Source organism: Natrinema sp. CBA1119, from assembly GCF_002572525.1.
Taxonomy (GTDB): domain Archaea; phylum Halobacteriota; class Halobacteria; order Halobacteriales; family Natrialbaceae; genus Natrinema.
This window is the reverse complement of the sequence record NZ_PDBS01000001.1, coordinates 3919734-3943708: the sequence shown is the minus strand read 5'-3', so window position 1 is coordinate 3943708 and position 23975 is coordinate 3919734. Positions and strand designations below refer to the sequence as shown.

The 23975-nt window shown below is 64.3% G+C and carries 27 protein-coding genes and 1 pseudogene; 15 read left to right on the top strand and 13 right to left on the bottom strand.

Features of this window, described 5'->3' with window-relative positions:
• Positions 1–135 precede the first annotated feature (135 nt).
• From CP556_RS19390 to CP556_RS19380, 3 genes are all read left to right on the top strand, one after another.
• On the top strand, positions 136–1365 hold the full coding sequence (locus CP556_RS19390) for a Cdc6/Cdc18 family protein (protein WP_098727104.1): 1230 nt from the start codon (positions 136–138) through the stop codon (positions 1363–1365).
• A gap of 85 nt (positions 1366–1450) precedes the next feature.
• Positions 1451–2644 (top strand): dihydropteroate synthase, encoded by a 1194-nt coding sequence (gene folP / locus CP556_RS19385; RefSeq protein ID WP_098727103.1) that lies wholly within the window; start codon positions 1451–1453, stop codon positions 2642–2644.
• 339 nt (positions 2645–2983) lie between these two features.
• Entirely contained in the window at positions 2984–3691 is a 708-nt protein-coding gene (locus tag CP556_RS19380; protein WP_098727102.1) for a 6-hydroxymethylpterin diphosphokinase MptE-like protein, read from the top strand.
• Positions 3692–3732: 41 nt separating this feature from the next.
• Here the strand turns inward: CP556_RS19380 and CP556_RS19375 are convergent, their stop codons facing one another.
• Complete coding sequence (locus CP556_RS19375) at positions 3733–3921, bottom strand: hypothetical protein (RefSeq protein WP_098727101.1); 189 nt, start codon at positions 3919–3921, stop codon at positions 3733–3735.
• A gap of 248 nt (positions 3922–4169) precedes the next feature.
• On the opposite strand from CP556_RS19375, the gene CP556_RS19370 reads away from it, so the two are divergent.
• The 3 genes from CP556_RS19370 (at position 4170) to CP556_RS19360 (ending at position 6661) form a co-directional block, all read left to right on the top strand.
• Positions 4170–4610 carry a hypothetical protein gene (locus tag CP556_RS19370; protein WP_098727100.1) on the top strand — a complete coding sequence of 147 codons (441 nt, stop codon included), beginning with the start codon at positions 4170–4172 and terminating at the stop codon, positions 4608–4610.
• Between the two features lie 208 nt (positions 4611–4818).
• The gene (locus CP556_RS19365; RefSeq protein ID WP_098727099.1) at positions 4819–6228 is read left to right on the top strand and encodes a cryptochrome/photolyase family protein; all 1410 of its coding nucleotides are present in this window, start codon (positions 4819–4821) and stop codon (positions 6226–6228) included.
• A 124-nt stretch (positions 6229–6352) separates the two neighbouring features.
• Complete coding sequence (locus CP556_RS19360) at positions 6353–6661, top strand: HalOD1 output domain-containing protein (RefSeq protein WP_098727098.1); 309 nt, start codon at positions 6353–6355, stop codon at positions 6659–6661.
• A gap of 12 nt (positions 6662–6673) precedes the next feature.
• Here CP556_RS19360 and CP556_RS19355 read toward each other — a convergent pair whose 3' ends face one another.
• The 7 genes from CP556_RS19355 to CP556_RS19325 form a co-directional block, all read right to left on the bottom strand.
• A complete protein-coding gene (locus CP556_RS19355; protein WP_098727097.1) occupies positions 6674–7642 on the bottom strand; it encodes a sugar phosphate isomerase/epimerase family protein in 969 nt (322 codons plus the stop codon).
• 112 nt (positions 7643–7754) lie between these two features.
• Positions 7755–8000, bottom strand: coding sequence for a DUF7127 family protein (locus tag CP556_RS19350; RefSeq protein ID WP_098727096.1), 246 nt, complete (start codon positions 7998–8000; stop codon positions 7755–7757).
• 150 nt (positions 8001–8150) lie between these two features.
• Positions 8151–9236, bottom strand: coding sequence for a Gfo/Idh/MocA family protein (locus CP556_RS19345; protein ID WP_098727095.1), 1086 nt, complete (start codon positions 9234–9236; stop codon positions 8151–8153).
• 334 nt (positions 9237–9570) lie between these two features.
• Entirely contained in the window at positions 9571–10758 is a 1188-nt protein-coding gene (locus CP556_RS19340) for an ABC transporter ATP-binding protein (protein ID WP_098727094.1), read from the bottom strand.
• A 4-nt stretch (positions 10759–10762) separates the two neighbouring features.
• Positions 10763–11899, bottom strand: a complete 1137-nt coding sequence (locus CP556_RS19335) for a carbohydrate ABC transporter permease (protein ID WP_098727093.1) — start codon at positions 11897–11899, stop codon at positions 10763–10765.
• The gene (locus CP556_RS19330; protein ID WP_394340747.1) at positions 11899–12849 is read right to left on the bottom strand and encodes a carbohydrate ABC transporter permease; all 951 of its coding nucleotides are present in this window, start codon (positions 12847–12849) and stop codon (positions 11899–11901) included. Before CP556_RS19330 ends, CP556_RS19335 begins: the two co-directional genes overlap by 1 nt.
• Positions 12850–12979: 130 nt before the next feature.
• Positions 12980–14446 carry an extracellular solute-binding protein gene (locus CP556_RS19325; protein ID WP_098727092.1) on the bottom strand — a complete coding sequence of 489 codons (1467 nt, stop codon included), beginning with the start codon at positions 14444–14446 and terminating at the stop codon, positions 12980–12982.
• Positions 14447–14543: 97 nt separating this feature from the next.
• On the opposite strand from CP556_RS19325, the gene CP556_RS26830 reads away from it, so the two are divergent.
• Positions 14544–14672: a hypothetical protein gene (locus CP556_RS26830; RefSeq protein ID WP_255291507.1), complete on the top strand. Its 129-nt coding sequence runs from the start codon at positions 14544–14546 to the stop codon at positions 14670–14672.
• A 50-nt stretch (positions 14673–14722) separates the two neighbouring features.
• Here CP556_RS26830 and trmB read toward each other — a convergent pair.
• Positions 14723–15789, bottom strand: a pseudogene (gene trmB / locus CP556_RS19320) (HTH-type sugar sensing transcriptional regulator TrmB).
• 139 nt (positions 15790–15928) lie between these two features.
• On the opposite strand from trmB, the gene CP556_RS19315 reads away from it, so the two are divergent.
• Positions 15929–16939, top strand: coding sequence for a mechanosensitive ion channel family protein (locus CP556_RS19315; protein ID WP_098727091.1), 1011 nt, complete (start codon positions 15929–15931; stop codon positions 16937–16939).
• A 97-nt stretch (positions 16940–17036) separates the two neighbouring features.
• Entirely contained in the window at positions 17037–17477 is a 441-nt protein-coding gene (locus CP556_RS19310; protein WP_098727090.1) for a universal stress protein, read from the top strand.
• Positions 17478–17530: 53 nt separating this feature from the next.
• Here the strand turns inward: CP556_RS19310 and CP556_RS19305 are convergent, their stop codons facing one another.
• Positions 17531–17941: a universal stress protein gene (locus CP556_RS19305; RefSeq protein WP_098727089.1), complete on the bottom strand. Its 411-nt coding sequence runs from the start codon at positions 17939–17941 to the stop codon at positions 17531–17533.
• Positions 17942–18123: 182 nt separating this feature from the next.
• On the opposite strand from CP556_RS19305, the gene CP556_RS19300 reads away from it, so the two are divergent.
• Positions 18124–18363 (top strand): DUF5816 domain-containing protein, encoded by a 240-nt coding sequence (locus CP556_RS19300; RefSeq protein ID WP_098727088.1) that lies wholly within the window; start codon positions 18124–18126, stop codon positions 18361–18363.
• 213 nt (positions 18364–18576) lie between these two features.
• Positions 18577–18885, top strand: coding sequence for a DUF7116 family protein (locus tag CP556_RS19295; protein ID WP_098727087.1), 309 nt, complete (start codon positions 18577–18579; stop codon positions 18883–18885).
• A 36-nt stretch (positions 18886–18921) separates the two neighbouring features.
• Here the strand turns inward: CP556_RS19295 and CP556_RS19290 are convergent, their stop codons facing one another.
• A complete protein-coding gene (locus CP556_RS19290) occupies positions 18922–20133 on the bottom strand; it encodes a pyridoxal-phosphate-dependent aminotransferase family protein (RefSeq protein ID WP_098727086.1) in 1212 nt (403 codons plus the stop codon).
• A 258-nt stretch (positions 20134–20391) separates the two neighbouring features.
• Between CP556_RS19290 and CP556_RS19285 the strand changes: the two genes are divergently transcribed.
• The 4 genes from CP556_RS19285 to CP556_RS19270 all read left to right on the top strand — a co-directional run bounded on the left by CP556_RS19285 (position 20392) and on the right by CP556_RS19270 (position 23055).
• The gene (locus tag CP556_RS19285; protein WP_098727085.1) at positions 20392–21381 is read left to right on the top strand and encodes a metal-dependent hydrolase; all 990 of its coding nucleotides are present in this window, start codon (positions 20392–20394) and stop codon (positions 21379–21381) included.
• A gap of 110 nt (positions 21382–21491) precedes the next feature.
• Positions 21492–22109 (top strand): hypothetical protein, encoded by a 618-nt coding sequence (locus CP556_RS19280; RefSeq protein ID WP_098727084.1) that lies wholly within the window; start codon positions 21492–21494, stop codon positions 22107–22109.
• The gene (locus CP556_RS19275) at positions 22102–22761 is read left to right on the top strand and encodes a DUF2238 domain-containing protein (protein ID WP_098727083.1); all 660 of its coding nucleotides are present in this window, start codon (positions 22102–22104) and stop codon (positions 22759–22761) included. The genes CP556_RS19280 and CP556_RS19275 overlap by 8 nt, the downstream gene beginning before the upstream one ends.
• Positions 22762–22854: 93 nt before the next feature.
• The gene (locus CP556_RS19270; RefSeq protein ID WP_006180927.1) at positions 22855–23055 is read left to right on the top strand and encodes a dodecin; all 201 of its coding nucleotides are present in this window, start codon (positions 22855–22857) and stop codon (positions 23053–23055) included.
• A 150-nt stretch (positions 23056–23205) separates the two neighbouring features.
• On the opposite strand, the gene CP556_RS19265 is transcribed toward CP556_RS19270, so the two are convergent.
• Both CP556_RS19265 and CP556_RS19260 read right to left on the bottom strand, forming a co-directional pair.
• Positions 23206–23580 (bottom strand): HesB/IscA family protein, encoded by a 375-nt coding sequence (locus CP556_RS19265; protein WP_098727082.1) that lies wholly within the window; start codon positions 23578–23580, stop codon positions 23206–23208.
• 110 nt (positions 23581–23690) lie between these two features.
• Complete coding sequence (locus tag CP556_RS19260; RefSeq protein ID WP_098727081.1) at positions 23691–23903, bottom strand: hypothetical protein; 213 nt, start codon at positions 23901–23903, stop codon at positions 23691–23693.
• Positions 23904–23975 lie beyond the last annotated feature (72 nt).

Genomic DNA, 23975 nt, shown 5'->3' with positions numbered 1-23975 from the left:
CGAGGCAGGCGTTCAGGGCGAATTTTGGTTATGCGGCCGCGAGGTTCCACTCGAGTCGCTCTGTCGGGGTATTTACATCCGCGATCGATCCCCACACCTTTATTTCAATTCAGTTGGAAAGGGCGCGGTACCGCAATGTCCGCCAACGACGATCGAGACCCGCTCTTCCGGTACGACGATCCGGTCTTCGCCGACGAGCGCCTGCTCGAGATCACGCACCTCCCAGGCCCCGATCGGATCGTCGGTCGCGACGAGCAGATGCAACGTGTTGCGGACGCCCTGAACCCGGCAGTCTTCGGAAGCGAGCCGAACCACCTGTTCATCTTCGGCAAGACCGGCACCGGGAAATCGCTCATCTCGCGATCGGTCACCCAGCGCGTGATCACCGAGGCCCAGCACGACGACGTCACCGTCAAGTACGCCTTTATCGACTGCGGCGAGCAAAATACGGAGGCGTCGATCGTCAAGACGATCGCCCAGATCGTCAACGACCCCGACTCCAGCGGGGTTACCGTCCCCGATCGGGGACTGGGAACCGGCGACTACTACAAGCGTCTCTGGCAGTCCATCGACCACTGCACCGACGTCACCATCGTTATCCTCGACGAGATCGACATGCTCGAGGACGATGAGGTCCTCCGCAAACTCTCGCGGGCCGGCGAAAACCGACGAATCTCGGACTCCAGCATCGGTATCATCGGCATCTCGAACAAGATAGATTTCCCCGACCACCTCTCCGAACGCGTCAAGTCGAGCCTCTCGCGGGACGAACTCGTCTTCTCACCGTACGACGCGAATCAGCTCGTCGAGATCCTCGAGAAGCGCCGCGATGCGTTCCACGATGGTGTCCTTTCGGATGACGTGATCCCGCTCACGGCCGCACTCGCCGCCCAGGAACACGGCGATGCGCGCAAGGCGATCGACATCCTCCGGAACGCGGGCCGGATCGCGAAGAAGCGAAGCGACACGCGGGTGACCGCGGATCACGTCCGCGACGCCAAGGAGAAGACCGAGGCCGACCGGTTCAACGAACTGATCGAGGGCTCTCCCCAGCAGGCCAAGGCGATCCTCTACTCGCTAACGCTGCTGACGGAGAACAGTTCGGAAAAGGAGTTCACGACGAAGATCATCTACAACCAGTACAAGGAGATCGCCCGCCGGCTCGATTTCGACGTCCTCTCCGAGCGCCGCGTTCAGGAGATCCTGCAGGAACAGAACTTCCTCAACGTGATCCAGTCCGAGCGCGAGGGACGCGGCCGCGGCCGCGGCGCACATGCGAAACACCGCCTGCTCGAGAACCCCTCGATCGTCAAGAAAGTGCTCCTTCGGGACTCGCGGCTGGCAGTGCTCGAGGACGAGGAGTAGACCGCGCTCACTCCCGCGTACTGCTCGCTTCGCTCCGGCTCGCCGGAACCGCGATATCTTTTTGTCTCGCTTTCACAGTCCGGGTATGAACAGCGTCGACGCCGCCGGTCTGGGGATCGGAGACGACTACCCGCCCCGGATCATGGGCGTACTGAACGTCAGCGAGGAGTCTCCCTACGATCCGAGCGTCTTCGACGATCCCGGCGAGGCGGCTCGCTACGTCGACGAGGAGCTAATCGGAGAAGGGGCCGACATCGTGGATATCGGCCTCGAGTCCGCGAACAAACGCTTCGACGTGCTCTCGGCCGACGAGGAACTCGAGCGGCTACACGTCGCGCTCGACACGATCGAGAGCGTCTCTGGGGATGCGATCTTCTCGATCGAGACGCGCTACGCCGAGGTCGCCGACGAGGCCCTCTCGCAGGGGTTCGACATGGTCAACGACATCTGTGGCTTCGCCGACCGCGAGATGCCGCGGGTCTGCGAGGAGCACGACGTCGCCGTCGCGAAGATGGCGGGCCCGCCGGATCTCGAGCGACCGGGAGCGGTCGAGGAAACCGATTGGTCGGCCCGGAAGTCGCCCGACTGGGCGGAAACGGCCGACTACGTCGATCAGGTCTACGAGGCGTTGAAACAGAACGGGCTGACCGATAAGACGATCGTCGACCCCGCGTTCGGCGGGTGGAGCAAGGCCCAGACGCTCGAGGACGACCGCGAGACGTTTCGGCGGCTCCGGGAGTTCCGGGCGCTCGGACGACCGATGCTGGTCTCGATCAATCGGAAGAACTTCCTCGGCGAGATCGCGGACCGGGAGACCGAGGAGCGACTCCCGGTCAGCCTCGCGGCGACGGCGATGGCCGTCGAACGCGGCGCGCACGTGATCCGGACCCACGATGTGGCCGAAACGCGGGACGCAGCCCTGATCGGGAAGGCGTTCACCGAGCGCGCGAGCGTCACCGCGGACGGACTCACGATCTCGCAACTGGACGTCCACTCCACCCGGGAGTTTCGAACGCAGCTCCGGGAACGCGGCATCGATCCCGCGATCGCCGGCGACTGGCAGCCCCAACTCCTCGAGATCGATGGCCTTGCACCCGACGCGATCGACCGGCTTACGACGGTCGCACTCGAGCACGGCGCGGTCGTCCGACGGGTGACCGGCGGGAACTGCGTGATCGTGGGATCGACAGATGCGATTTCTGACGTTGCCACCGATCTCACGGCCAAAAATGACAGTCTCAGTGGTATCGGACGGAAGCTGTCAGGGGTGCTGCGTTAAGAGAAAGCTTATGCCGGATGCTTCGAAAAGGGAGACTGGACGCCGGGCGGCCTCCCGGGTAGGGGTACTTTGGAGGCGACCCCCGGCCCACAACACGGAATTATTGTGGTCTTACACCGACCAGTGACGACTCCCGGTTGGGATGCTGCGACCTGTCTTACGCCACAACCTGTCTTACGGCACAGTGACAACACCATCGCCCACGCGAGGAAACCGACGTGCTGGCCGATAGCCCACCCGGTACTCGGAACACGTAATATATTCGACACCTGAAGCCGGATGACCGGAAACGCGGGATCGAGACCGAACACACAAACCGATAGCGCGACGAGACCGAGCATGGAGTTCGACGAGTGGGAGCCCATCTACGAGGCGATCTGCAGCGATTTCGGCTACGATCGTGCCGGTGACGAACGAGGACGCGATCTCCTCGCGTCGCTTCTCGAGAAGTCGTTCGATCTCGCCGACCTCTCGTTCGTCGGCGGAGCGACCGCCGCTATCGCCGGAGCGGGCCCGTCGCTCGAGACCGAGCGGGACCTCGAGCGAGCGCGGGAGGCCGACGTCGTCCTCGCCGCGTCGACGGCCGTCGACACGCTCGCGAGCCGCGGTATCGACGTCGACTGCATGGTGACCGATCTCGACAAGAACCCCGACACCGTCGAGCGACTCACGGCTCGGGGCACTCCGGTCGCGGTCCACGGCCACGGTGATAATCTCGCCGCGATTCGCGACGTCGTCCCCGAGTGTAACACTGCGTACGTCCTCCCGACGACGCAGGCCGCACCCCGCGGACCGGTCCGAAACGTCGGCGGCTTCACCGACGGCGACCGCGCGGCGTTTCTCGCCGACCACGTCGGCGCCGCGCGCCTCGAGTTCGTCGGCTGGGATTTCGACGATCCGTCGGTCGACCCCGCGAAGGCTCACAAACTCGAGTGGGCCGAACGCCTCCTCTATTGGCTCGAGTCGCGCCGCGACGAGCGGTTCGCGGTGCTCGACGGCCGACGGGATTCGATCGACACCGACGGAATTCCCGTCGGCTCGCGGTAACTCCCCAGTGACCCCGATCGCTCGTCTCTCGCGGGCGGTCGTTACCGAATCCGATATTCGACGATGTCGCTTCCGCCACAGGACGGACACGTCGATACCGACTCGAGCGTCGTGCCACAGCGTCGGCACTCCTCGATGACTGTCTGATCGTCGCTTCGGCGAAAGACCGACTCGAGCGCGTTCCGAATCGTCGACTGTGCAGCACCGTTCGACTGTTCCTGGCCCCTCATGGCCGATCGGTTGCGACTGGCACAATTTGTTATCCCCTTCATACTGTGAACGACACGAGAGCTGATATGTCCCCGGCGTTCGATTTCCGTGGTAATCGGTTCCTATACTCCCGGTCGGCGCTCGTGGTTCACCGATCCTCGCCGGCGGATTCGTCCCCAACCGGATCGTCAGTCGTCCGTTCGATCCGCCCCGCTCGCTCGAGTCAGTGGTAATAACAGTTAAGATGAACAGGTGACCACCATACGATGTGGATCAACGACTCATCGTCACGACGCCGTTTCTCATCTACCTCGTGCTCTGTGGGTTGTTCGGGATGGGGCTGTCGACGGTTGACGCCCCGCTCACGCAGGGGCAACCGGCGTTTATCGCCATCGTCGGACTGCTCGGGCCGCTGGTCGCGATCGGGCTGATCTGGGCGCGCAACTACGCGTACGGCGCGCCCGTGCTGGTCTCGACGCTGCTCACGAACGCGTGGTTCGTCGTGTACTTCTTTTTCATTCACGACAACCCCGCGAACGTCTTCGCCGTCTCCGGCGACGGGTCGACCGCGTACCTGACTGCGACGCTCGGGATGATCGCCGGCTCGCTACTCACCGCGGGCGTCGGCTGCTGGCTGTGGTACCACGAGAGCCCGGGCTTTCGCTCGGCGATCGATCGGCTTCTCGAACCCACCGATACGAAGCACTAGTCGAAGACTGCAACGGTCCGGTGGCAGTCGTATTTCTGCGGTCTCGTTGGTACCCACGATGGTCGTTCCGCGGTCTCGCTGGTACCTGCGATCGTCGCGACGCCATCCTCTCGCTCGAGATGCGATACGACTCGCCACTCGAGTCGCACTGACGCTCGCGGGTTGCCAGCACCCCGGTACTTTCGGCTCTCGAATCCGTACTTCGACCGTGATCGTTCACTGGCACCGGCGGGACCTTCGGACGGTCGACAACCGCGGGCTCGCACGCGCCGCGTCGATCGACGAGCCAATCGTTCCGCTTTTCGTCCTCGACCCGACCGTTCTCGAGCACGCGTCGCCGGTGCGGGTCGCGTGCCTGCTCGAGGCGCTCCACGACCTGCGGTCTCGGTATCGGGAGTACGGGAGCGATCTGATCGTCGAGCGCGGGGAGGCAAGCGGGGTCGTCCCCGACGTCGCCGCCGAGTACGACGCGTCGAGCGTCGTCTGGAACGAGGACTACAGCGGTCTCGCGCGCGAGCGTGACCGGGCTGTTCGGGCGGCGCTCGCAGACGACGGCGTCAACTGCGAGTCGGTCCACGATTCGATCCACCACGAACCGGGGTCGATCACGCCAAACCAGGGTGAGCATTACTCGGTCTTTTCGTACTTCTGGACGAAGTGGCGCGATCGCGAGAAGCGGGTACCTGCGGACGAGCCTGCTGGGACCGATTTCGCGACCGTTTCCGGCGAGACGATTCCGTCGCTCGCGGAACTCGGATTCGACGACCCAGCGGCCTCGCCGCCCACCGTAACGACGACGGCCGCTCGAGAGCGAGTCGAGGACTTCTGTGACGGGCCGATTTACCGCTACGCCGCAGAGCGCGACTATCCGGCCACTGACGGGACGTCGCGGCTCTCTCCCCACTGCAAGTGGGGAACGATCGGTCCGCGGGAACTGTACGCGGCCACGGAGCAGGCCGCCGAGCGAGCCGAGACGGCCGACGATCGTGAGAGCGTCCGCGAGTTCCAGCGCCAACTCGCGTGGCGCGAGTTCTACGCGCACGTGCTCGCGTTCAACCCCGAGACAGTCGTCGAGAACTTCAGCGGCTACGCGAACGAGATCGAGTGGCGCAACGACCCCGACGAACTGGAGGCGTGGAAGGCCGGCGAGACGGGGTATCCCATCGTCGACGCCGGGATGCGGCAGCTCCGCGCGGAGGGGTGGATGCACAACCGCGTGCGGATGCTCGTCGCCTCCTTTCTGACGAAGGACTTGCTGACGGACTGGCGGGCGGGATACGACTGGTTCCGGCGACTACTCGCCGACCACGACACCGCGAACGACGTCGGCGGCTGGCAGTGGGCCGGGTCGACCGGGACCGACGCCCAGCCGTACTTCCGCGTGTTCAATCCGATGAAGCAGGGCCGCGAGTACGATCCCGACGGCGAGTACGTCCGCGAGTACGTTTCCGAACTCGGCGAGGCGAGCGCCGACGAGATTCACGGCTGGCACGACCTCGAGCCAGCCGAGCGGGAGCGAATCGCGCCAGCGTATCCGGCACCGATCGTCGAACACGCCGATCGACGGGAGCGGGCGATCGAACTGTTCGAGCGAGCGCGGGGTGAGGGGGACGCCTAACGGCGGAACACCGGTCCCTTCGACCGAGAGACGGTAATCACGTCGTCACGAGGATATAACTGCGACGTATCAGTTGCATATATTTGCCATCACCCTTATCAGCGGGACTCTCAAAGGGACAAGTATGTCCTACCTGGACAATACGTCGACGCCCGACGGGACTGGTCCGCCGTCCCAGGCCATCATCGAGGCCGTCGCAGCGCGCGAAGGCGTCGACGTCACCGACGTCGAGCCGCCGGCGTACGACCCGCTGTTTACGGTCGTCAACCCGGAAGCGCTCGACGAACTGTTCACGACCACCGCCGGTACCGCCAGCAGCGTGGTGGTCCGACTCGAGTACGAGGGCTACGAGCTCGTCGTTCGCAACGGCAGCGACGTTGAGGTCCGCGATCCCTCGGCCGACGACTCCGTCAACAGCCCGATCGAAGAGTAGCCCCGGTTCGGGTCATTCGGCCCAGTGTGCCTCCCCGGGTTGCGTTTCGAAGACCGCCCGCTCGAGCAGGTCGACCGCCTTCTCGAGGCCCTCTCGGGAGCTGGTTAGCGAGTCCTCGTGTTCGATGCTCAGGGCGCCGTCGTAGCCGATCATGCGAAGCGTCGAGACGATATCCTTCCAGTGGGCTTCGCCATGGCCGTAGCCGACCGACCGGAAGAGCCAGGACCGATTCGGCTCGTCGGTGTACGGCGTCGTATCCAGTACGCCCTTTTCGCGGGCCTTTGCGTCGTAAATTCTGGTGTCCTTGGCGTGGACGTGGTGGATCGCCTGGCGCTCGCCCAGATATCGGATCGCGTCGGTGATCGTGATCCCCTGCCAGTAGAGGTGCGAGGGATCGACGTTCGCGCCGATCCGCTCGCCCGTCTCTTCGCGCAGTCGCGCCATCCCGTGGGGCTCGTAGATCAGCATGTTCGGGTGCATCTCGATCGCGATATCGACATCGTGATCGGCCGCGTAGTCGGCGATTTCGCCCCAGTACTCGATCGCTCGCTCCCACTGGTACTCGAGGGCCTCGGCGTGTTGGGGCGGCCAGGGGGCGGTGATCCAGTTCGGGGTCTCATCGGTCGGACTGCCCGCCGGCAGTCCCGAGAAACAGGTGACGGTTCCGACCTCGAGCTGGGCGGCCAGGCGGATCGCCTCTCGGAGTTCGGTATCGGCTTCCTCGGCCCGCTCGTCGTCGGGATGAAGCGGGTTGTTGTGGGTCGCGAGCGCGCTGATCCGCATCTCGTACTCCGCGAGCAGGTCGCGGAGCTCGGCCTGACTGGTCTCGTTGTCGAGATACTCGGCCCGCGTGATGTGGTCCTGACCGGGATGGCCGCCGACGCCCGGCTCGATCGCACCGACGCCGATCCCGTCGAGGTAGGGGAGCGCGCTCTCGAGCGGTTCGTCGGCCAGCGGTGGGGTATGAACGCCGATCTCCATGGGGGGAGCGACCACTGCCGGAGCAATAAAATGGGGGCCGGCGAGCATCGGTCGTCGCAGTGCTTCGTCCGGGTATCGAACGATCGCCGTACACCGGGTCTGCCTTCGGGGGTCAGCCTTTGATCGTCAAAACCCCGTCATTGACGATCACGTCGCTCGCTTCCGTCGGCACGTCGAACTCGAACTGTCTTCCGCCGACGGTGACGATCGCCGTGTCGTCGACGACGTCGACCGACGGATGCTCGCCGGTCGGACCGAAATCAACGGCGATGACGCTCTCGTCGTCGTACTCGCGGTTGCTGATCGTGATCTCGTCCCCGTCGCCGGCGACGTCTTTCAGTTCGGGAGGCGTTTCCATATCCGACCGTTGGTGACTCCGCGACGTAAACGTCGTGCACGAAATGGCCCCGTCGGTGCGGCCACCCGTTCGCGTTTCGCTTCGGTGCTGTCACCGCGGTTGTCGGCTCGTACCGGTTGATATCGGTGGCAAACGGCGGACCAGACACGGCTATTCGCTCGAGTCGTTCATTTCGTCGATCGTGTACGTCCGTTCCTCCTCGCTCGAGCGATAGATGCCGTCGATGATCCGCTGGACCGTAAGCGCCTCCTCGACGCTGTTGGCGGGCCCGCCATCGCCGACGATCCGGTCGAAAAACGCCCGCTGTTCGTCCGTGTGGGTATCGTTCTGGCGCGTCTCGATCGTCGTGTCCTCGAGGTGGTCGGGGCCCTCCTTGCTCGCCGAATAGACGGAGAGGTCGCCCTCGAGGAGGTCGAACCGGGCCGCCGCGTCGGTCCCGCGGGCGACGAACTCGTGGGTCGCGGGTCGGTTGGTCGCCCAGGCGACCTCGAGCGAAATCGTTCGATTCCCCCCACAGCGGATGAAGGCGCTGGCGGAGTCGTCGACGTCGAAGCCGTCCGCTCCCGCGTCGTCGGCCCACATGTCGAGATAGGCGTACTCCTCGCGGGAGCCGAACTCGCTCCGCGCGACGCCGCTGACTTCCGTCACGTCGGGGTAGCCGAGCAGATACAGCGCGAGGTCGATGGCGTGGACGCCGAGATCGATGAGCGCACCGCCCCCGGCGATCCGTCGCCGGGTGAACCACGACCCTCGCCCCGGAATCCCGCGCCGCCGAACGTAGTTCGCTTCGACGTGGGAAACGTCGCCCAGCTCGCCTCGCTCGATGCGGTTTTTCACGATCCGGACGGTGTTGGCAAACCGGTTGTTGAACCCGACCATCGCGTACCCCTTCGACGCGGCGGCGGCGTCCGCGATCCGTTCTGCGCTTTCGATCGAGTGGCCCAGCGGTTTCTCGAGCAGGACGTGCAAATCTCGCTCGAGGGCGTCGACCGCGTACTCCTCGTGGTATTTGTTCGGCGTCGTGATGATGACGGCGTCGACGGCGTCGTACAACTCGTGGTGTTCGTCGTAGACGTCAACGTCGTACCGTCTGGCAAAGCGCGTTCGAGCTTCGGCGGCGATATCCATTCCGCCGGCCAGCGTGACGCCGAGTTCCACGAGTCGCTCGGCGTGGTACTGGCCGATGTTTCCCAGCCCGACGATACCAGTTTCGATATCTGCTCGGTTCGGTGTCATTTTCCTGTGATTCTGGAACTGCCGTCGTTCGTCTCGCACCAGTCTGATACACCCTGTGGCGCTATATCGAATATTCTCGCTCGAAGGACTTCGGTCCGTTGCCAAACGAGGCGCGGGGACCAACTGGAACTCGGTGAGAGCCGGTTGGAGACCGAGTCGTCAGCGGAGCCGATAGTGTCGGTACCGTTCCAACTCGACGGGAATCCGAGAGCGGTCGTCCGGTTTCCCGTCTCATACGGACTCCCGTCAGTCAGTTCCGGCCACTCGCGACCCGCAATGGGGTGGGCCGGGACACGGTGACACCAGACCGTCTCAACCATCGATGAACGGGGGATTAGCTGTCCACTTCCGTCCGAGTGGTGCCGGACTCGCGATCCGGGGAGTCAGTCAGGCCGTGAAGCAGCGCCTCTCCGGTGGCGGTATCGAAGAGGTGAATCTTCGACCGATCCAGCACGACATCGACGTCCTGACCCGCTTCGATATCCGTGTCGGGGGTGACGCTCATCAACAGCTGATTCGATGACGTCGAGGGATCTTGCTCCATCGACCCCGCCTCGGCCTCGGCGAGTAGCAGGTAGACGAAGACCTCGTCTCCCATCGGCTCGAGGACATCGGTCCGGGCGTCGATCGGTGCCGTCGGCGCGGTGAGCGAGTCGGCGTAACGGGTCAGATGGACGTCCTCCGGCCTGACCCCCAGCGTGACGGCGTCGCCGACTGTCACGTCCGGGATCCGCGTCGGATCGAGATCGACGGTGAAGTTGTTCGTCTCGAGGCCGTTTTCGACGAGTTCGCCCTCGGCGAAGTTCATCGACGGCGAGCCGATGAAGCCCGCGACGAACAGGTTCGTCGGTTCGTTGTAACAGACGAGCGGCGGCGCGATCTGCTGGAGTTTACCGTCGTTCAGGACGGCGATTCGGTTGGACATCGTCATCGCCTCGGCCTGATCGTGGGTGACGTAGATGACCGTCGCGTCGAGCTCCCGGTGAAGGCGCTGGAGCTCGGTCCGCATGTGCACCCGAAGCTTCGCGTCGAGGTTCGCCAGCGGCTCGTCCATCAGGAACACGTCCGGGTTGCGAACGATCGCGCGGGCGATGCCGACCCGCTGTTGCTGGCCGCCGGACATGTCCGCCGGCATCCGATCGAGCATCCCCTCGAGCTGGACGATGTCGGCGGCCTGCTCGACGCGACGTCGGACCTCCTCGTCGTCGTACTTCCGGAGGCGGAGTCCGAAGGAGATGTTCTCGTACACGTCCATGTGGGGGAACAGCGCGATGTTCTGGAAGACCATCGCGACGCCGCGATCTTTCGGGGCGAGATCGGTGACGTCGTCGTCACCGATGTACACCCGCCCCTCCGAGGGTGTCGTCAGCCCCGCGACGGTCTCCATGGTCGTCGACTTCCCACAACCCGACGGGCCGACGAAGGTGACGAACTCGCCGTCTTCGACCTCGAGGCTGACGTCCTCGACCGCCGTTTCCTCTCCGTACCGTTTCGTGATGTTCTCGAGTCGTACTCGTGCCATTGTGTTACTCTTTGAGCGCGCCGGCAGTCAGTCCGCTGACGATCTTCTCCTGTGCGATGACCACGAGGATCGCGACGGGGATGACCCCGAGGATGCTCGCCGCGGCCATGAGGTTGTACAGCACCTGGTACTGCCCCTGATAGGCGAGGATGCCATCGAGGATCGGTGCCCAGTTTTCGGGCTGGCCGTCCGTCATCAGGAACGAGAAGAAGAACTCGTTGTAGACCGCGATGAACGTCAGCACGCCGGCGGTCGCGACGCCGGGTGCCGACAGCGGAATGATGACGCGGAACAGCGCGCCCAGCCGAGTCGTTCCCTCGACGCGGGCCGCGTCCTCGAGCCCGTCGGGAATCTGCGAGTAGAACGTCGTGAGGATGAAGATTGCCAGCGGCATGAAGATCGCCGATAGCGGCGTCACGAGGGCGAAGGGTGTGTTGTAGAGCGTCCCGTTGCCGGTGATCGGCTCGAGGAAGAAAAACGAGGTGTTGAAGAGGTCGTTCAGCGGGATGAAGAAGGCCGCTGGCGGGAAAAAGGAAATGACCAACACGAGCAACATGAGCGGCGTCCGGCCGGGGAACTCGAGGCGGCCGAAGGCGTAGCCCGCGAGGCTGGCGATGACGAGGACGACGACCGTCGAGGCCAGCGCGATCACGAAGCTATTGAACATGTAGACGTGGAAGGGGACGACCTCGAAGACCTCGATGAACGCGCCAGGATTGAAGCCGTTAGGGGTGAAGACGATGTCCTGGAGCTGTCCCTCAGGCGTCAGCGCGACCATGAGCAGCCAGTAGAAGGGAAACAGGGTCGTAAAGAGGAAGAAGATCGCCGCGACGTAGAACATCGCACGGTACACTCGCTCGGGGTGGGAGATGGAGTCGGAGACCCACTGCTGGAGCGGGCCTCGATCGAGTTCAGCCTCGCGGGCGTCCTCGAGGACGTTCGTGCCGCCGTCGGGGCGGCCCGCGGACCGGTCCGTCGGCTCGCCGCCATCGGGCCGGCGGAGGGTTGGATCACGTGGTCGATCGTCTCCGCCGTCGCCGATACTGCCGCTATCATTCGGATCGGTGGAATCTCTCGGATCGGTGGAATCTCTCGGATCGGTGGAATCTCTCGGATCGGTGGAATCTCTCGGATCGGTCATCAGTACATCCCTCCTTCGGTGTCGCGGAAGAGCAGTACGTAGCCGCCGATAATCAGGCCGATCACCAGCGCCGTCGCGAACGCCACGGCAGCGGCCGTCGCGTAGATGCGCGTCCCGCCGAACATCGCCTCGACGACGAGACAGCTCAGCGATGGTACGGTGGTACAGCCGGCCGTCGATTCGATCAGCCCGAAGACTCGCATCGCGTCCATGGTACGGAACAGCATCGCAACCAACAGGGCCGGCATTATCAGCGGAAGCGTGATCAGTTTGAACCGCTGCCACGGTGAAGCCCCTGCTACGCGCGCGACATCGTACAGACTCCGATCGACGCTCTGGAGTCCCGCGAGGATCAGCAGGGCCATGAACGCCGAGGACTTCCAGATGTCGGCCACGAGGATGATGATGAACGCATCCCGGCTGTTCGCCAGCGGCGTCGCGCTAAAGATGCCGAGACTCTGCATGAGGTCGGAACCGAATCCGACCGTCGGCTGGAACAGCAAGAAGAAGATCATCCCCTGAATGACGATCGGCACCGCCCACGGGAGGATGATCGCCACGCGGACCCAGCGTCGGCCCCTGAAGTCCTGATCGAGCACGTAGGCCTGGCCGAATCCGACCACCGTCTCGACGACGACGCTGATGACCGCGAACGCGAGCGTGACGAACAGCGCCTGCTGGAAGAACGGGGTGCCGAGTTCGACGAAGGGGAACGACGACGTCAATCCGACGTCGAGGAACTGTCGAGCCAGCCGCGCGTTCCCGGTAAGAATGTCGACGTAGTTTTCGATGCCGACGAACGCGCCCAGCGGGTCCAACCCCCGCGTCTGGTTGGCTCGGAGCGAGATGACGAACGTCCGGATCAGCGGGTAGAACGCGATCAGCGTCAGCAAGGCGAACGCGGGCAGCAATAGCAGGTACGCGTACGCCGCTTCGCTCAGGTTCTCCATCCAGTTCATGACGGCGTTGCCGGTCCGCTCCCGGCTCCGTCCGGATTCGCCGCCGGTTAGCGTGCCGCCGTCGGTCAGCGGTTCGCCGGCGGGTACCAGGCCGTCGTCGGAGCGCTGCTCGTCGTCGGAATCAGTTCCCATTCGTTTGCACCTCCGCTTCGCTCTGCTCGAGTTCGTTCGCAAGATCGCTCATCGCAGCCTTGGGTGCTTTTTCGCCGCGGTACGCCGCGTTCACTTCCTGGTATATCAGCGCCGACTGCTCGGGCCAGAGGTCGGTCGCCGGTCGCGGAATCGCGTTCTCGCTGGCCGACTGGACCACGTCGGCGTAGCGGACGACGGGCCCGACATCGTCCGGACTGGCCTCCGCGACCAGCTCGAGGTTCGGCGGGAGGAAGCCACCCAGTTCGAAGACCGTGAGCATTACGTCCTCGCTGGCGAAGGCCTCGAGGACCTGCAGCGCTTCCTCCTGGCGATCCGAAAACGGGCTCACCGCGAGGTTCCAACCGCCCAGCGCCGCGGCGGTGCCGCCGACGTCCGCGTACTGGGCTTCCTCCCGGGAGACCGCGTACGGTCTCGTCATGACGCCGAGGTTCTCGCCGAAGGCCTCCTCGGTCCCGGTCTCCGCGATCGCGTACGACCAGTTTCGGTTCGAGACGGCCTCACCGCCCGAGAACGGGGCAAGCGACTGCTGTTCCGTCCACTGGACGATCGCTGACGGACAGATCTGGGGGTACCTCTCGAGGGTGTTTTGCTCCTCTCCTTCGATGAACGATCGCATCATCCGGATCGCGTCGATGACCCGCTGGTCGTCGACCGTGATCGGTCGGTCACCGGCGGTAAACAGGTTCTCGACCCCGCCGTAGTACGCGCCGCCCCATGTCGTCATCACCTCGTTGAACGTACAACACGACAGCCCCTCGTAGGCGGCCGCCTGTGTCGTGAGTCCGTAGTTGAGGTCGGCCCCGTCCCTCGCATCTCGGACCGCGTTCGCGAACTCCTCCCAGCGAGGTGGATCGGTCCCCCAACCGCTCGTGTCGTAGCCGGCGTCCTCGATGAGGTCCTCCCGGTAGAGGGTAAACCCCAGATCGGGGAACAGCGGCAGGGCGTGTAGATTGCCGTTTTGCGGATGGCGCGCCGTCTCGAGGATCGCCTCGAGATAGGTGTCGTTGACGTAGCCGAGGACATCCTCCGGGAAGCGTTCGGTCAGGTTGACCGTCTGCTCGCGAAGGATAAACGGGACCGTCCAGCCGCTGTCCATCATGTGAATGTCGGGGGGAGCCCGACCCGCCTCGAGCGCCGACTGGGTCGTCTGCATTCGCGATGCGGAGTCGCTGACAACGGTCTGAATCTCGACGCGGATGTCCTCGTCGAGACCGGCGTCCCACAGCGCTTTTTGAATCGACGGGTCGTCTCCGTCGCTGTGCATGATCCCCGCAACGTCCTGAGCGGCGGTCATCACCACCTGTCCCGGGCTGCGACCCCGACCGAGGCAGCCGGTGACGGCGACCGCTCCTGCTGTCGACGCCGATGCTGCCTTCAGGAACGACCGCCGCCTGAAGCGAGTCCGGTCGCGTCGGCCGGTGGATTCGCGTCCCATGCGGGGCAACGGACCACGTTCATCGCCTTAATTGTTAGCTATAAATTTGGTAATAAAATGTGAGTGTTCGAATCGCGTTTCAGTTATGGTCGCCCCAATGGCGGGCGCTGCGAGGATTGCCATCGACACGTTCGCAAAGCGGCTCGGAAAGGTGTCTCTACTCACCTGCTTCGCGCCGGCGGTCGGCAACTGCCGGCCGCCGGATTACCAGATTCTCCATCGGTGAGCAGATTTCACCGGACCGGCTCGAGGCCCGATTCCCCGCTCTCAAAGTGATCAGCGATCCTCGAGGGTCGGCGGCTCGTTCCGACCGATGCGGATCTCGTGGGCCTCGATGTCCTCGAGGGCGGCGACGCGACCACCGACGGAGAGTTCCTCACCCTCCGCTGTTTCGATCGTGATGCTAGCGACTTCCTCGCTGACCTCGAAGGAGATGTCGCGGACCCGACCGCGGACGATCCGCTTGCCGCCGACCTCGACATCGCGACCGTCGACGGTCGCGTAGAACTCACCGCCCTCGTCGAGCAAATCTTTCACGCACCGGCGGATCGAGGCGTACTTTCGTGGATACGATCTCGCGGTGTCGTCCTCGCCGAGCGTTTGGTCGGTGGTCGTCCAGAGAACGGTCCCGAAGAAACTGGAGACGAGAAAGCCCAGCGCCGACCGGTTGAAGATGACGCCGTAGCGATCCTGATCGTCCCGCAGGGCGTCTTGCGTCGCGTAGACTGAATAGCTGCCGTCGGCAACGGCGACGACTGGCGTTGTGATTCCCCGTCGGGCGCGGGCGGTCGACGCAACCTCACCGTACGCGAACTCCGCCGGATCGGGCGCCTCGCTCGCCGGCGTCACGATCAGATCGACGCTCACGCCGGTCTCGATCGCGTCGCGCAACTCCGCTTCGAACCGGGTCAGCAGGTCCGGCGTCAGCGAGAGCGCGAGTTCGAACTCCGCACCGTCGATGACCTCCTCGAGGTAGCGCAGGATCGTCGATCGCGATTTCACGAGGGAGACCGCCTCCGTGTCGCGCGCCGGCGCGGTGTAGCGGGCCTCGAGTTCGTCGATCATCTGTTCGAAGGAGGTCTGGACGTCGTCGAACGCCTCCCCGGGATCGATCGCGACGACCTTCATGGGACGGGATTCACGCAGTTCGACGAGGCCGCGGTCGCTGAGACTCCGGACGGTATCGTACACTCGGGCTGGGGGATGTCCGTTCGGTCCGCGATCTCGCTCGCCGTGAGCTGTCCCTGCTCCAATACGGTGAGATAGGCGTCGATTTCGTATTCGCCGAGGTTGAAGCGGTCCCCGACACGCTCGACCGTCGAGCGAAGTTCGTCTGGTGCCATATCCGACCCTACGATCCCGGCGGCTAAATGATTTATTATATTCTGAGTAGCACGCGTTTTCGAAATCGGGTTGTTACATGACCGGTGGCCGAAACTGATGGTCAGAACCCTTAACCACTACCGGCCTGAGAGTGTTGCCATGCGCAGGGTCCTTCAGGAGAACGCGAGCTCCGCGGGAGATGCGAGCTCGGCTGTCAACGCGATTCAGCGCAACATCCCTGGTGATCCTCCCGAGATCTTCATCGAGATCGCCCTCGCGTTCGTCGTGCTCGCCGTCGGCTGGTACCTCTCGAAGGTCGCGGTTCGGATCGCCGGTCGAACGGTCGCCCGTCGAATCGAACGACCGAGCGTCACGCGAACCGCTCTCCGCGGTGTCAGGGCCGCGGTTCTCCTCTGGGCGGCCGTCGTCGCTGCGACTATCCTCGGCGTCGGTGACACGCAAATCCTCCTCTCGGTGACCGTGATCTCGGCCGTCATCGCAGTCGTGCTCGCCCCGGTGGTCGGCAGCCTGATCAACGGTCTCTACGTTCTCGCCGACCGACCCTACGAGATCGGCGACATGATCGAGGTCTCCGATGCCGGTCACCGCGGGTTCGTCGAGGACATCACGATCCGGTACACCAAGATCTTCACGCTTCAGAACACCTTCATCGTCATTCCGAACTCCGAGATCCACGCGCGCGACGTCATCAATTACTCCGCGGAAGACGAGCGCACGCGGGTCTCGCTCAGACTCGATATCACCTACGAGAGCGACCTCGAGGCGGCGCGAAAGGCGACCGAACGAGCCGCCCGAGGCGTCGACGATGTCATCTCCGGCGGTCCGGACATTCGGATCGGCAGCGCCCGATACGCCGCAGCACCCTCCTGTTATATCTCCGAGTACGGCGACCACGGGATCGGCTTAGAGCTGTTCTTCTGGATGAAACACCCCTACAAGCAGACCGTCGTCCGGTCGGCGGTGCAAGACGCTATCGGCGAACGGTTGGCAGATCTCGACGTGGAGTTCGCCTACCCGCACCGCCACCACGTCTTCGACGAAACCAGCGGCGTCGCACGACTGGCCGTCAACGATTCGCGATTCGAGCGCACGGCCGCGGACTCACCCGTCGAACCGGGCGGGAGCCCCACGGACCCGGCCGACCGGTAACGACTGCGCTCTCGCTCACGACTGCACGCTCTTCTCCCGGTGTCCATCGTGGTGATGATTTATACGCCCCCCACACCAATCCCAACGTATCCGACAGATGTACGACAACGTTCTCATACCCACCGACGGAAGCGACACGATTTCCCAGACGCTGGATCACGGACTGCCGATCGCCGCGAACAACGACGCGACGGTCCACACGCTGTACGTGGTCGATAGCCGCGTCACCGCCGCTGCCGGCGAAGACACCAGTACGGACCTCGAGCGGACGCTCGAGGACGAGGGCCAGAAGGCCGTCGCCACCGTTGAGGAACGAGCGACGGCCGAGGGGCTCGAGACCGTCAGCGAGGTGCGTCAGGGAACACCCGCGAAAACGATCCTCGAGTACGCCGACGAGCAGGGGATCGATCTGATCGTCATCGGCACTCGAGGGAAGAGTCCGCGCGAGAAGGTGACCTCGCTCGGGAGCGTCTCGGAGCGGGTGGTCGATAACGCCTCTATTCCAGTGTTCGTCGTCCGAAACGCGGGTGACAAGTAACGGCGGTCGGCGGGGAATCGGAGACGGAGAATTGAACGCGGACGTCGAGGGGCCTACGCGCTTGCGCTTTCGACCGTAATGACTTCACAGTCGAGATGGCTCCGGAGATATCGATCGATATCGGGGTTGTCCGTAAAGCGCTGGAAGATGCGTCGGAGCCGACTCGCTTGCTTGCTCCCGATGACGACGGCGTCGGCTTGCTCCGCCGCGACTTCGTCGAGGATGCTCTCCTCGACGAGAAAGCCGGTCCGAACGACGTAGCGGGCGTTTTCCAGCCGTCCGAACGCTCTCTCGACGGCGTTTTTCAGGTCCAGACGCGTCACTTTTTTCCCGTTCTGGTAGAGGTCGACGTGGAGGATCGTCAACGCGGCCTCCCGCTCGCGGGCGACCTCGATCGCCCGCTCGAGCGTTCGTCTCGAATGCTTCGACAACGGATACCGAACGGGAACCACGACCAGCGACATTAGCCGTTCGAACGATTTCCGTGCGGGTAAACCTTTCAGTACGGACAGTCCACACTGCGAACCTGTCGCACACTATCGGTCGAACGCGTCGGTAAGGGGCTTCCCGGACACGGTGGCCGCTCGAGGAGGCGATATCGACCCGGACAGACAGTCATTTACCGCGAGCGACGGTACGAGCGGACATGCAAACTCGGTCGACCGACGATGACGGTACCGTCTATATTTCGGAGACGGACGGCGACAAGGGGTCGAAGGGGCCGTTCCTCGTCGCCTACGAATCCAGCGCTGCCGACAGCCGCTACGGCTGGTTCTGTACGAACTGCGAGACCCTCGACAACGCGATGGATTCGATGGGCCGAATTAAATGCAACCGATGTGGGAACTTCCGGAAGCCCACCGAGTGGGACGCCGCTCACGAGTGACGCCGTCGCCCCACCGGATACGCAAAACCAGAGAGTCGCGCGACGGGACGCTCCTAATAGACGATTACTGACGAAAACTCCTGATACCGGGACACAGCCGAACCGAAATCACTGGGTAGTTCCAACTAGTGAGGAAGTAACTGGGCATTCTTGTTACGTACTAACATTTATGGTGGATGCCGACATAGGTGGTAGTGAATGGGTCCTGTTAACATGCGACTCGCCGAGCAGGCCAGGTCGATCTTCGCTGAGCTGGGTTACACCGTCGAAGGCAACGGCCCCGAGTTTCGCGCCGAACGCGCGTGGAAAGTCGTCCACGTAAACGCCGTCCTCGAGGCGGACGAGCTTCCGTCCGCTTCGTCGGGACAGTTCCACTGTTTCGTCGCCGAACCCGAGGACGCGGACGATCTCGAGGCGCGACTCGAACGGACGAACCCGAACTACGAGTGGGCCATCATCGTCGTCGACGGAGAGGACTATCAGGTCGAACGAGCGCCTCCAGGACCGCGAGTAACAGCATAGAAACCGACGGTCCACGAGTGACCGTCGCGACGTTCCTTATTCTTCGAGCGCGTTGCGCGTCGCAGTCACGCCTGCACCCGGATCGACGGCCGCCCCCATCGACTCGAGGACGTCACCGAGCGCCGTCACCACGTAGATCACGTTCTCGGGCCGCGCTGAGTGGCCCATGCAACCGATTCGGAAGATTTCGCCGGCGAGATCGCCCAGCCCGCCGGCGATCTCGAGGTCGTACTGCTCGATCAGCGCGTCGCAGACCTCGCCGTCGTCGATGCCGTCGGGGACGCGGACGGCGTTCAGGCTCGGCAGCCAGTACCCGTCGGGCGCGTTCATCTCGAGGCCCATCGCCTCCATGCCGGCTTTCAGCGCGCCGGCCAGTCGCTCGTGGCGCGCCCAGCGGGCTTCGATTCCCTCCTCGGCGACGAGGCGCAGGGCCTCCCGGAGCGCGTAGACGTTCGTGATCGGCGCGGTGTGGTGATACGCGCGCTCCTCGCCCCAGTAGCCCTCGAGCAGTGAGAGATCGAGGTACCACGAGCGAGGGTCTTCCTCGCGCGAGAGGACCTTCTCCATCGCCTCGTCCGAGAGGGTTAGCGGGCTGGCACCCGGCGGACAGGAGAGACACTTCTGTGGCCCCGAGTAGGCCACGTCGATGTCCCACTCGTCGACCCGCAGCTCCACGCCGCCCAGCGACGTGACGCTGTCGGCGATCACGAGCGCGTCGTGGTCGTGAGCCGCCGCCGTTAGCTCGGGGACGTCGGGCTGGAGCACCCCGGTACTCGTCTCGGCGTGGACGAAGCCGAAGACATCGGGGTCGTGTTCGGCCAGCGCGTCCGCGACGTCATCGGGCTCGAGCGGTTCGCCCCACGGAGCGTCGACTTCGACGACCTCGCCGCCGGCCCGCTGGGCCATCGAGGCCATCCGGCCGCCGAAGTAGCCGTTCGTCGGGACGAGCATCGTGTCGCCGGGTTCGACGACGTTGCCGATCGCGGCCTCCATCGCGGCCGAGCCGGTCCCCGAGACCGGAATCGTCCACTGATTGTCCGTTCGGAAGGTGTAGCGCAACAGCTCCTGGACCTCGTCCATGATCTCGATGAAGGCGGGATCGAGGTGACCCACGAGCGGCGTGCTCATCGCCCGCAGCACGCGCGGGTTCACGTCGCTCGGCCCGGGCCCCATCAGGGTCCGATTCGGTGGAGTGAGTTCGCCAACGGATGGCGCGCGAGTCGCCTCGGTCGACGGTTGCTGAGCCATGGGCGTGTGCTCGCTTGCCATCCGCAAAGACCTACCGACAGCGGCGAACGACAGACCCGCGGTGGCCGTCTACAGGTATCGACGCTCGACTCGACGACAGGCCCAGTGTCCGTTTGCCGACAGGTAGAGCGTCCGTTCGACGACGGCCCGAGTTCGGTCATCGCCTCTCGAGTGGCACCCCGTTTCTCGAGTGGTAACTGCCACCGTTTGGCACTGGGGCGAGTCGCTTAAGCCCACGCATTCCGTATTCGACATGTTGTGTTCATCGGCCATGCCCTGTTCGCGTTCGCCGTCGCGGCGCTGGTCGCCGACTGGAGAGGCTGGGATCGGCGGCCGGCCCTGTTCGTCGGAATCGTCGCGGGCGCGTTCGCTGCGATTCCGGATATCGACGTCGCATACGCGCTCGTCGGCCTCCTCGAGTGGCACGCAGCGGACGGCGCGCTCGGGGCGTCGACGGCCTTCTGGGACGCGAGCCGGGTCGTCCACCGCTCGGTCACCCACTCGCTGGTCGTCGGCGTGATCGCCGCGCCGGCGTTCGGTCTGCTCGCCGTCCGCGGTCGCACCGCTCGGGCGCGAGCCCTTCAGACCGGTGCGATCGGCGCCCTCGGGGCCCTCGTCGCCGTCGCACTCGTCTGGGACGGCCCGCTCGCCGCGCTCGTGATGGGGCTATTCGCGGCGAGCGGCATCCTCGTCGCTCGCTGGGCCGCGCGAGCGTCGCCGCTCTCGCCGTTGACAGTCGTCCTCGCCGCGCTGTGGGGCCTCTGGTCGCATCCGTGGGGGGACCTCGTTACCGGCTCACCCCCGGATTGGCTCTTTCCGTTTGGCTCCCCCGCGCTCGAGTCGCGCGTCGTCTTGCATTCGGACCCGACGCTGCACTTGCTGGGCGCGTTCGCGATCGAACTCGCGGCGATCGCGCTCGCGCTCGCGACGATCTGCCGGCTCACCGACCGGTCGCTCCTCGGGTTCGTCGACCGTCGCGCCGGCGTGGGCGCGGCGTATGGCGTCGCCGCGCTCGCGGTGACGCCGCCGACCCTCGAGGTGTCCTATCACTTCGTCTTCTCCATCCTCGGCGTCGGCCTCCTCTGTGGCATCGTTCGGGAGACCCCCTCGCTGGCGTTCCCGCGAGCGAGCTATCGGCGGCTCCCGTCTTCGGACGCGTTCCTCGAGCGATCGCTTACGGCACTGGCAGCTATTGCGTTCGCTCTGGTTGCGTACGCGATCGTCTACCTGTTCGTCGTCCCGACGTGAAGAACGATCGTTGAAGGCCCGATGTTCCCGTTCCCTCGCTGCTCTCGTTCCGGCGTCATTTCAATCAGTGACAACATATGTTTTTGTGAGAACGCTCGATACGAATCAGTGTGTCTCAGACTCCACTCGAGGGATTGATCGCGGACGGGCGAACCAACGCGGCGATCGCGTGGTCGTTGGTCGCGGCGATCGCGATCGTCGGCGTCAGCGAACTGGTGACCGGCGGGTTCCTGTGGGCGACGTTCGCGGCGACGCTCGTGACCCTGGCACTGCTCCCGCCAGTTTCCTTCCGGTCGTCTCACGTCATGCTCCCCTGGGAGGTGTTATTGCTCGCCGCAGTGCCGGTCCTCGGGATGGCCATCGATGCGGATCGACTGACCGGTCACTTCGCCGCGTACCTCTCCGTCGCAGCCATCGCGCTGGTCATCGCCGTCGAACTCCAGTCCTTTACGTCCGTCCGAATGACGCCCGGCTTCGCCGTCGTCTTCGTCGTCGTCACCACGATGGCCGCCGCGGGTGTCTGGGCGGTGCTCAGATGGGGAGCGTCGCAGACGCTGGGTATCCCGTTTACCGCCGACCACGATGCAGTGATGTGGGAGTTCGTCTACTCCGCCGTATCCGGTCTCGGCGCGGGCATCGTCTTCGAACTCTACTTCAGACGCCTCGCCCGGCCGGAGCGGCGCTTCTCCGAGAACGCCATCGAGGTCGCGGAGGGTGACGATGCGTAATCTCACGAATTGGTTGCCGTCTCAGCATCGCCAGCGGCAGCTCACCTATCTCATGGAGATCGGGTTGGTCGGCATGCTGTTCGTCGGAATCGAGCGGGGCAACGGTGGGATCGTCATCAACACCGGCGTGGCGCTGGCCGTGACCCAGCTCCCGCCGCTGCTCGAGCGCGACTACGAGATCCCGATGGATCCGCGACTCACGCTGTGGATTACCACCGCCGTTTTCCTCCACGCGTTCGGTACCGTCGGGCTGCCCGGTGCCACCGCGACGCTCTACAGTCAGGTCTGGTGGTGGGACCACATGACCCACGCCCTGTCGGCGTCGCTGGTCGCGGGCGTGGGATACGCCACCGTCCGCGCGCTCCACGAGCACGCGGAGGGCATTTACTTTCCTCGCCGGTTCGTCGCCGTGTTCATTCTACTCTTCGTCCTGGCCTTTGGCGTTCTCTGGGAGATCCTGGAGTTCGTAATCGCGCTCTCGGCCGACGCACTCGGCGTCAAAGCTGTGCTCACGCAGTACGGGCTCGAGGACACGATGCTCGACTTCGTCTTCAACTCGATCGGCGCGATCGTCGTCGCGCTATGGGGCGGTGCCTACCTCACTGACGTCTCCGGTGCGATCCGCGAGCGCCTCGAGTCGCGGACCGAGTGACCCGTTCGCCGTCGCCGTTACCGACACCAGCGGGCTTCTCTCCGTGAAACCGACAGCAGTTTTACGTCGATATGGCTCGTAGGTGGAGGGGCGATGGTATTCAAGAAAATCACGCTCATCGGCACCAGTCCCGAGAGCTTCGACGCCGCAGCAGACGACGCGATCGACCGCGCGGAAGCTACCCTCCAGAACGTTCAGTGGATCGAGGTCGACGAACTGGGCGTCGAGGTCGCCAGCGCCGACGACCGCGAGTATCAGGCCGAGGTCACCGTCGCCTTCGAACTCGAGGAGTAAGCCCCGTCTCGAGTCCGGCCGGTTACTCGACCCGCTCCTGTTTTTTGTCGCTCGAGTTCCACGCTCTCCACTCCCAGCGCTGTCGGCGTTCGGTCGACTGGGCAAAACGGCGGAGGGGAGGGTGGCGGGAATCGCTGTCCGTGTGATCGATTACGTCCGGAACGATTCGCCACAGCCGCACTCGCTGACGACGTTCGGATTGTCCACGTGGAACCCTTCGGCCTGCAGGCCGTCCTCGTAGTCGAGGACGCTGCCCTCGATGTACTTCAGGCTCGCCGGATCGACGAACACGCGCAGCTCGTGGTGTTCGTAAATCGTGTCGTCGTCGTCCGGTGCGTCGTCGAACCGCATCCCGTAGGAGAGACCGGCACAGCCGCCCTGCTGGACGAACAACCGGAGGCCCGCCTCAGTCACGTCGAGGTCCTCGCCCTCAAGCAGTGAGAGGGCCTGTTCGGCCGCGTCCTCGGTCACTTCGATTTTCGGACGCGTGTCCGCCTCCCCGCCGTCCATACTGTCCGTGCTCATACCTCTCCATTCCGGCGCAACGATGTTAACTGTGACGCCATTCTCTGGGACTAGCCGACTCGGGTTCCGTCTTCGCTCGAGCGAGTGGGTTCCTCGGTTCTCGCGTTTGCTCACCAGTTCGAGCGCTGCCGGAACGAACGATAGTAGGGGCCGAACTGTCGTTTGTCGTTGCGCGAGAGCTCGATGTCGTGTTCCGCCAAGAGTTCGAGCATCCGTTCGAGCTCGCAGTCGTACCACATCGAGAGGAGCCGCACGTTCTTCTGTGCGTAATCGTAGTTGCGCTCGAGGACGCGCCTGTCCGTCGGATCGACACGCGGTTCCATCTCATTTCCCTTTCCGTTCTCTAGCCACGTAAAACCAGCTTGCAGTTCAGCGAATTGAGACACCGTCGATCG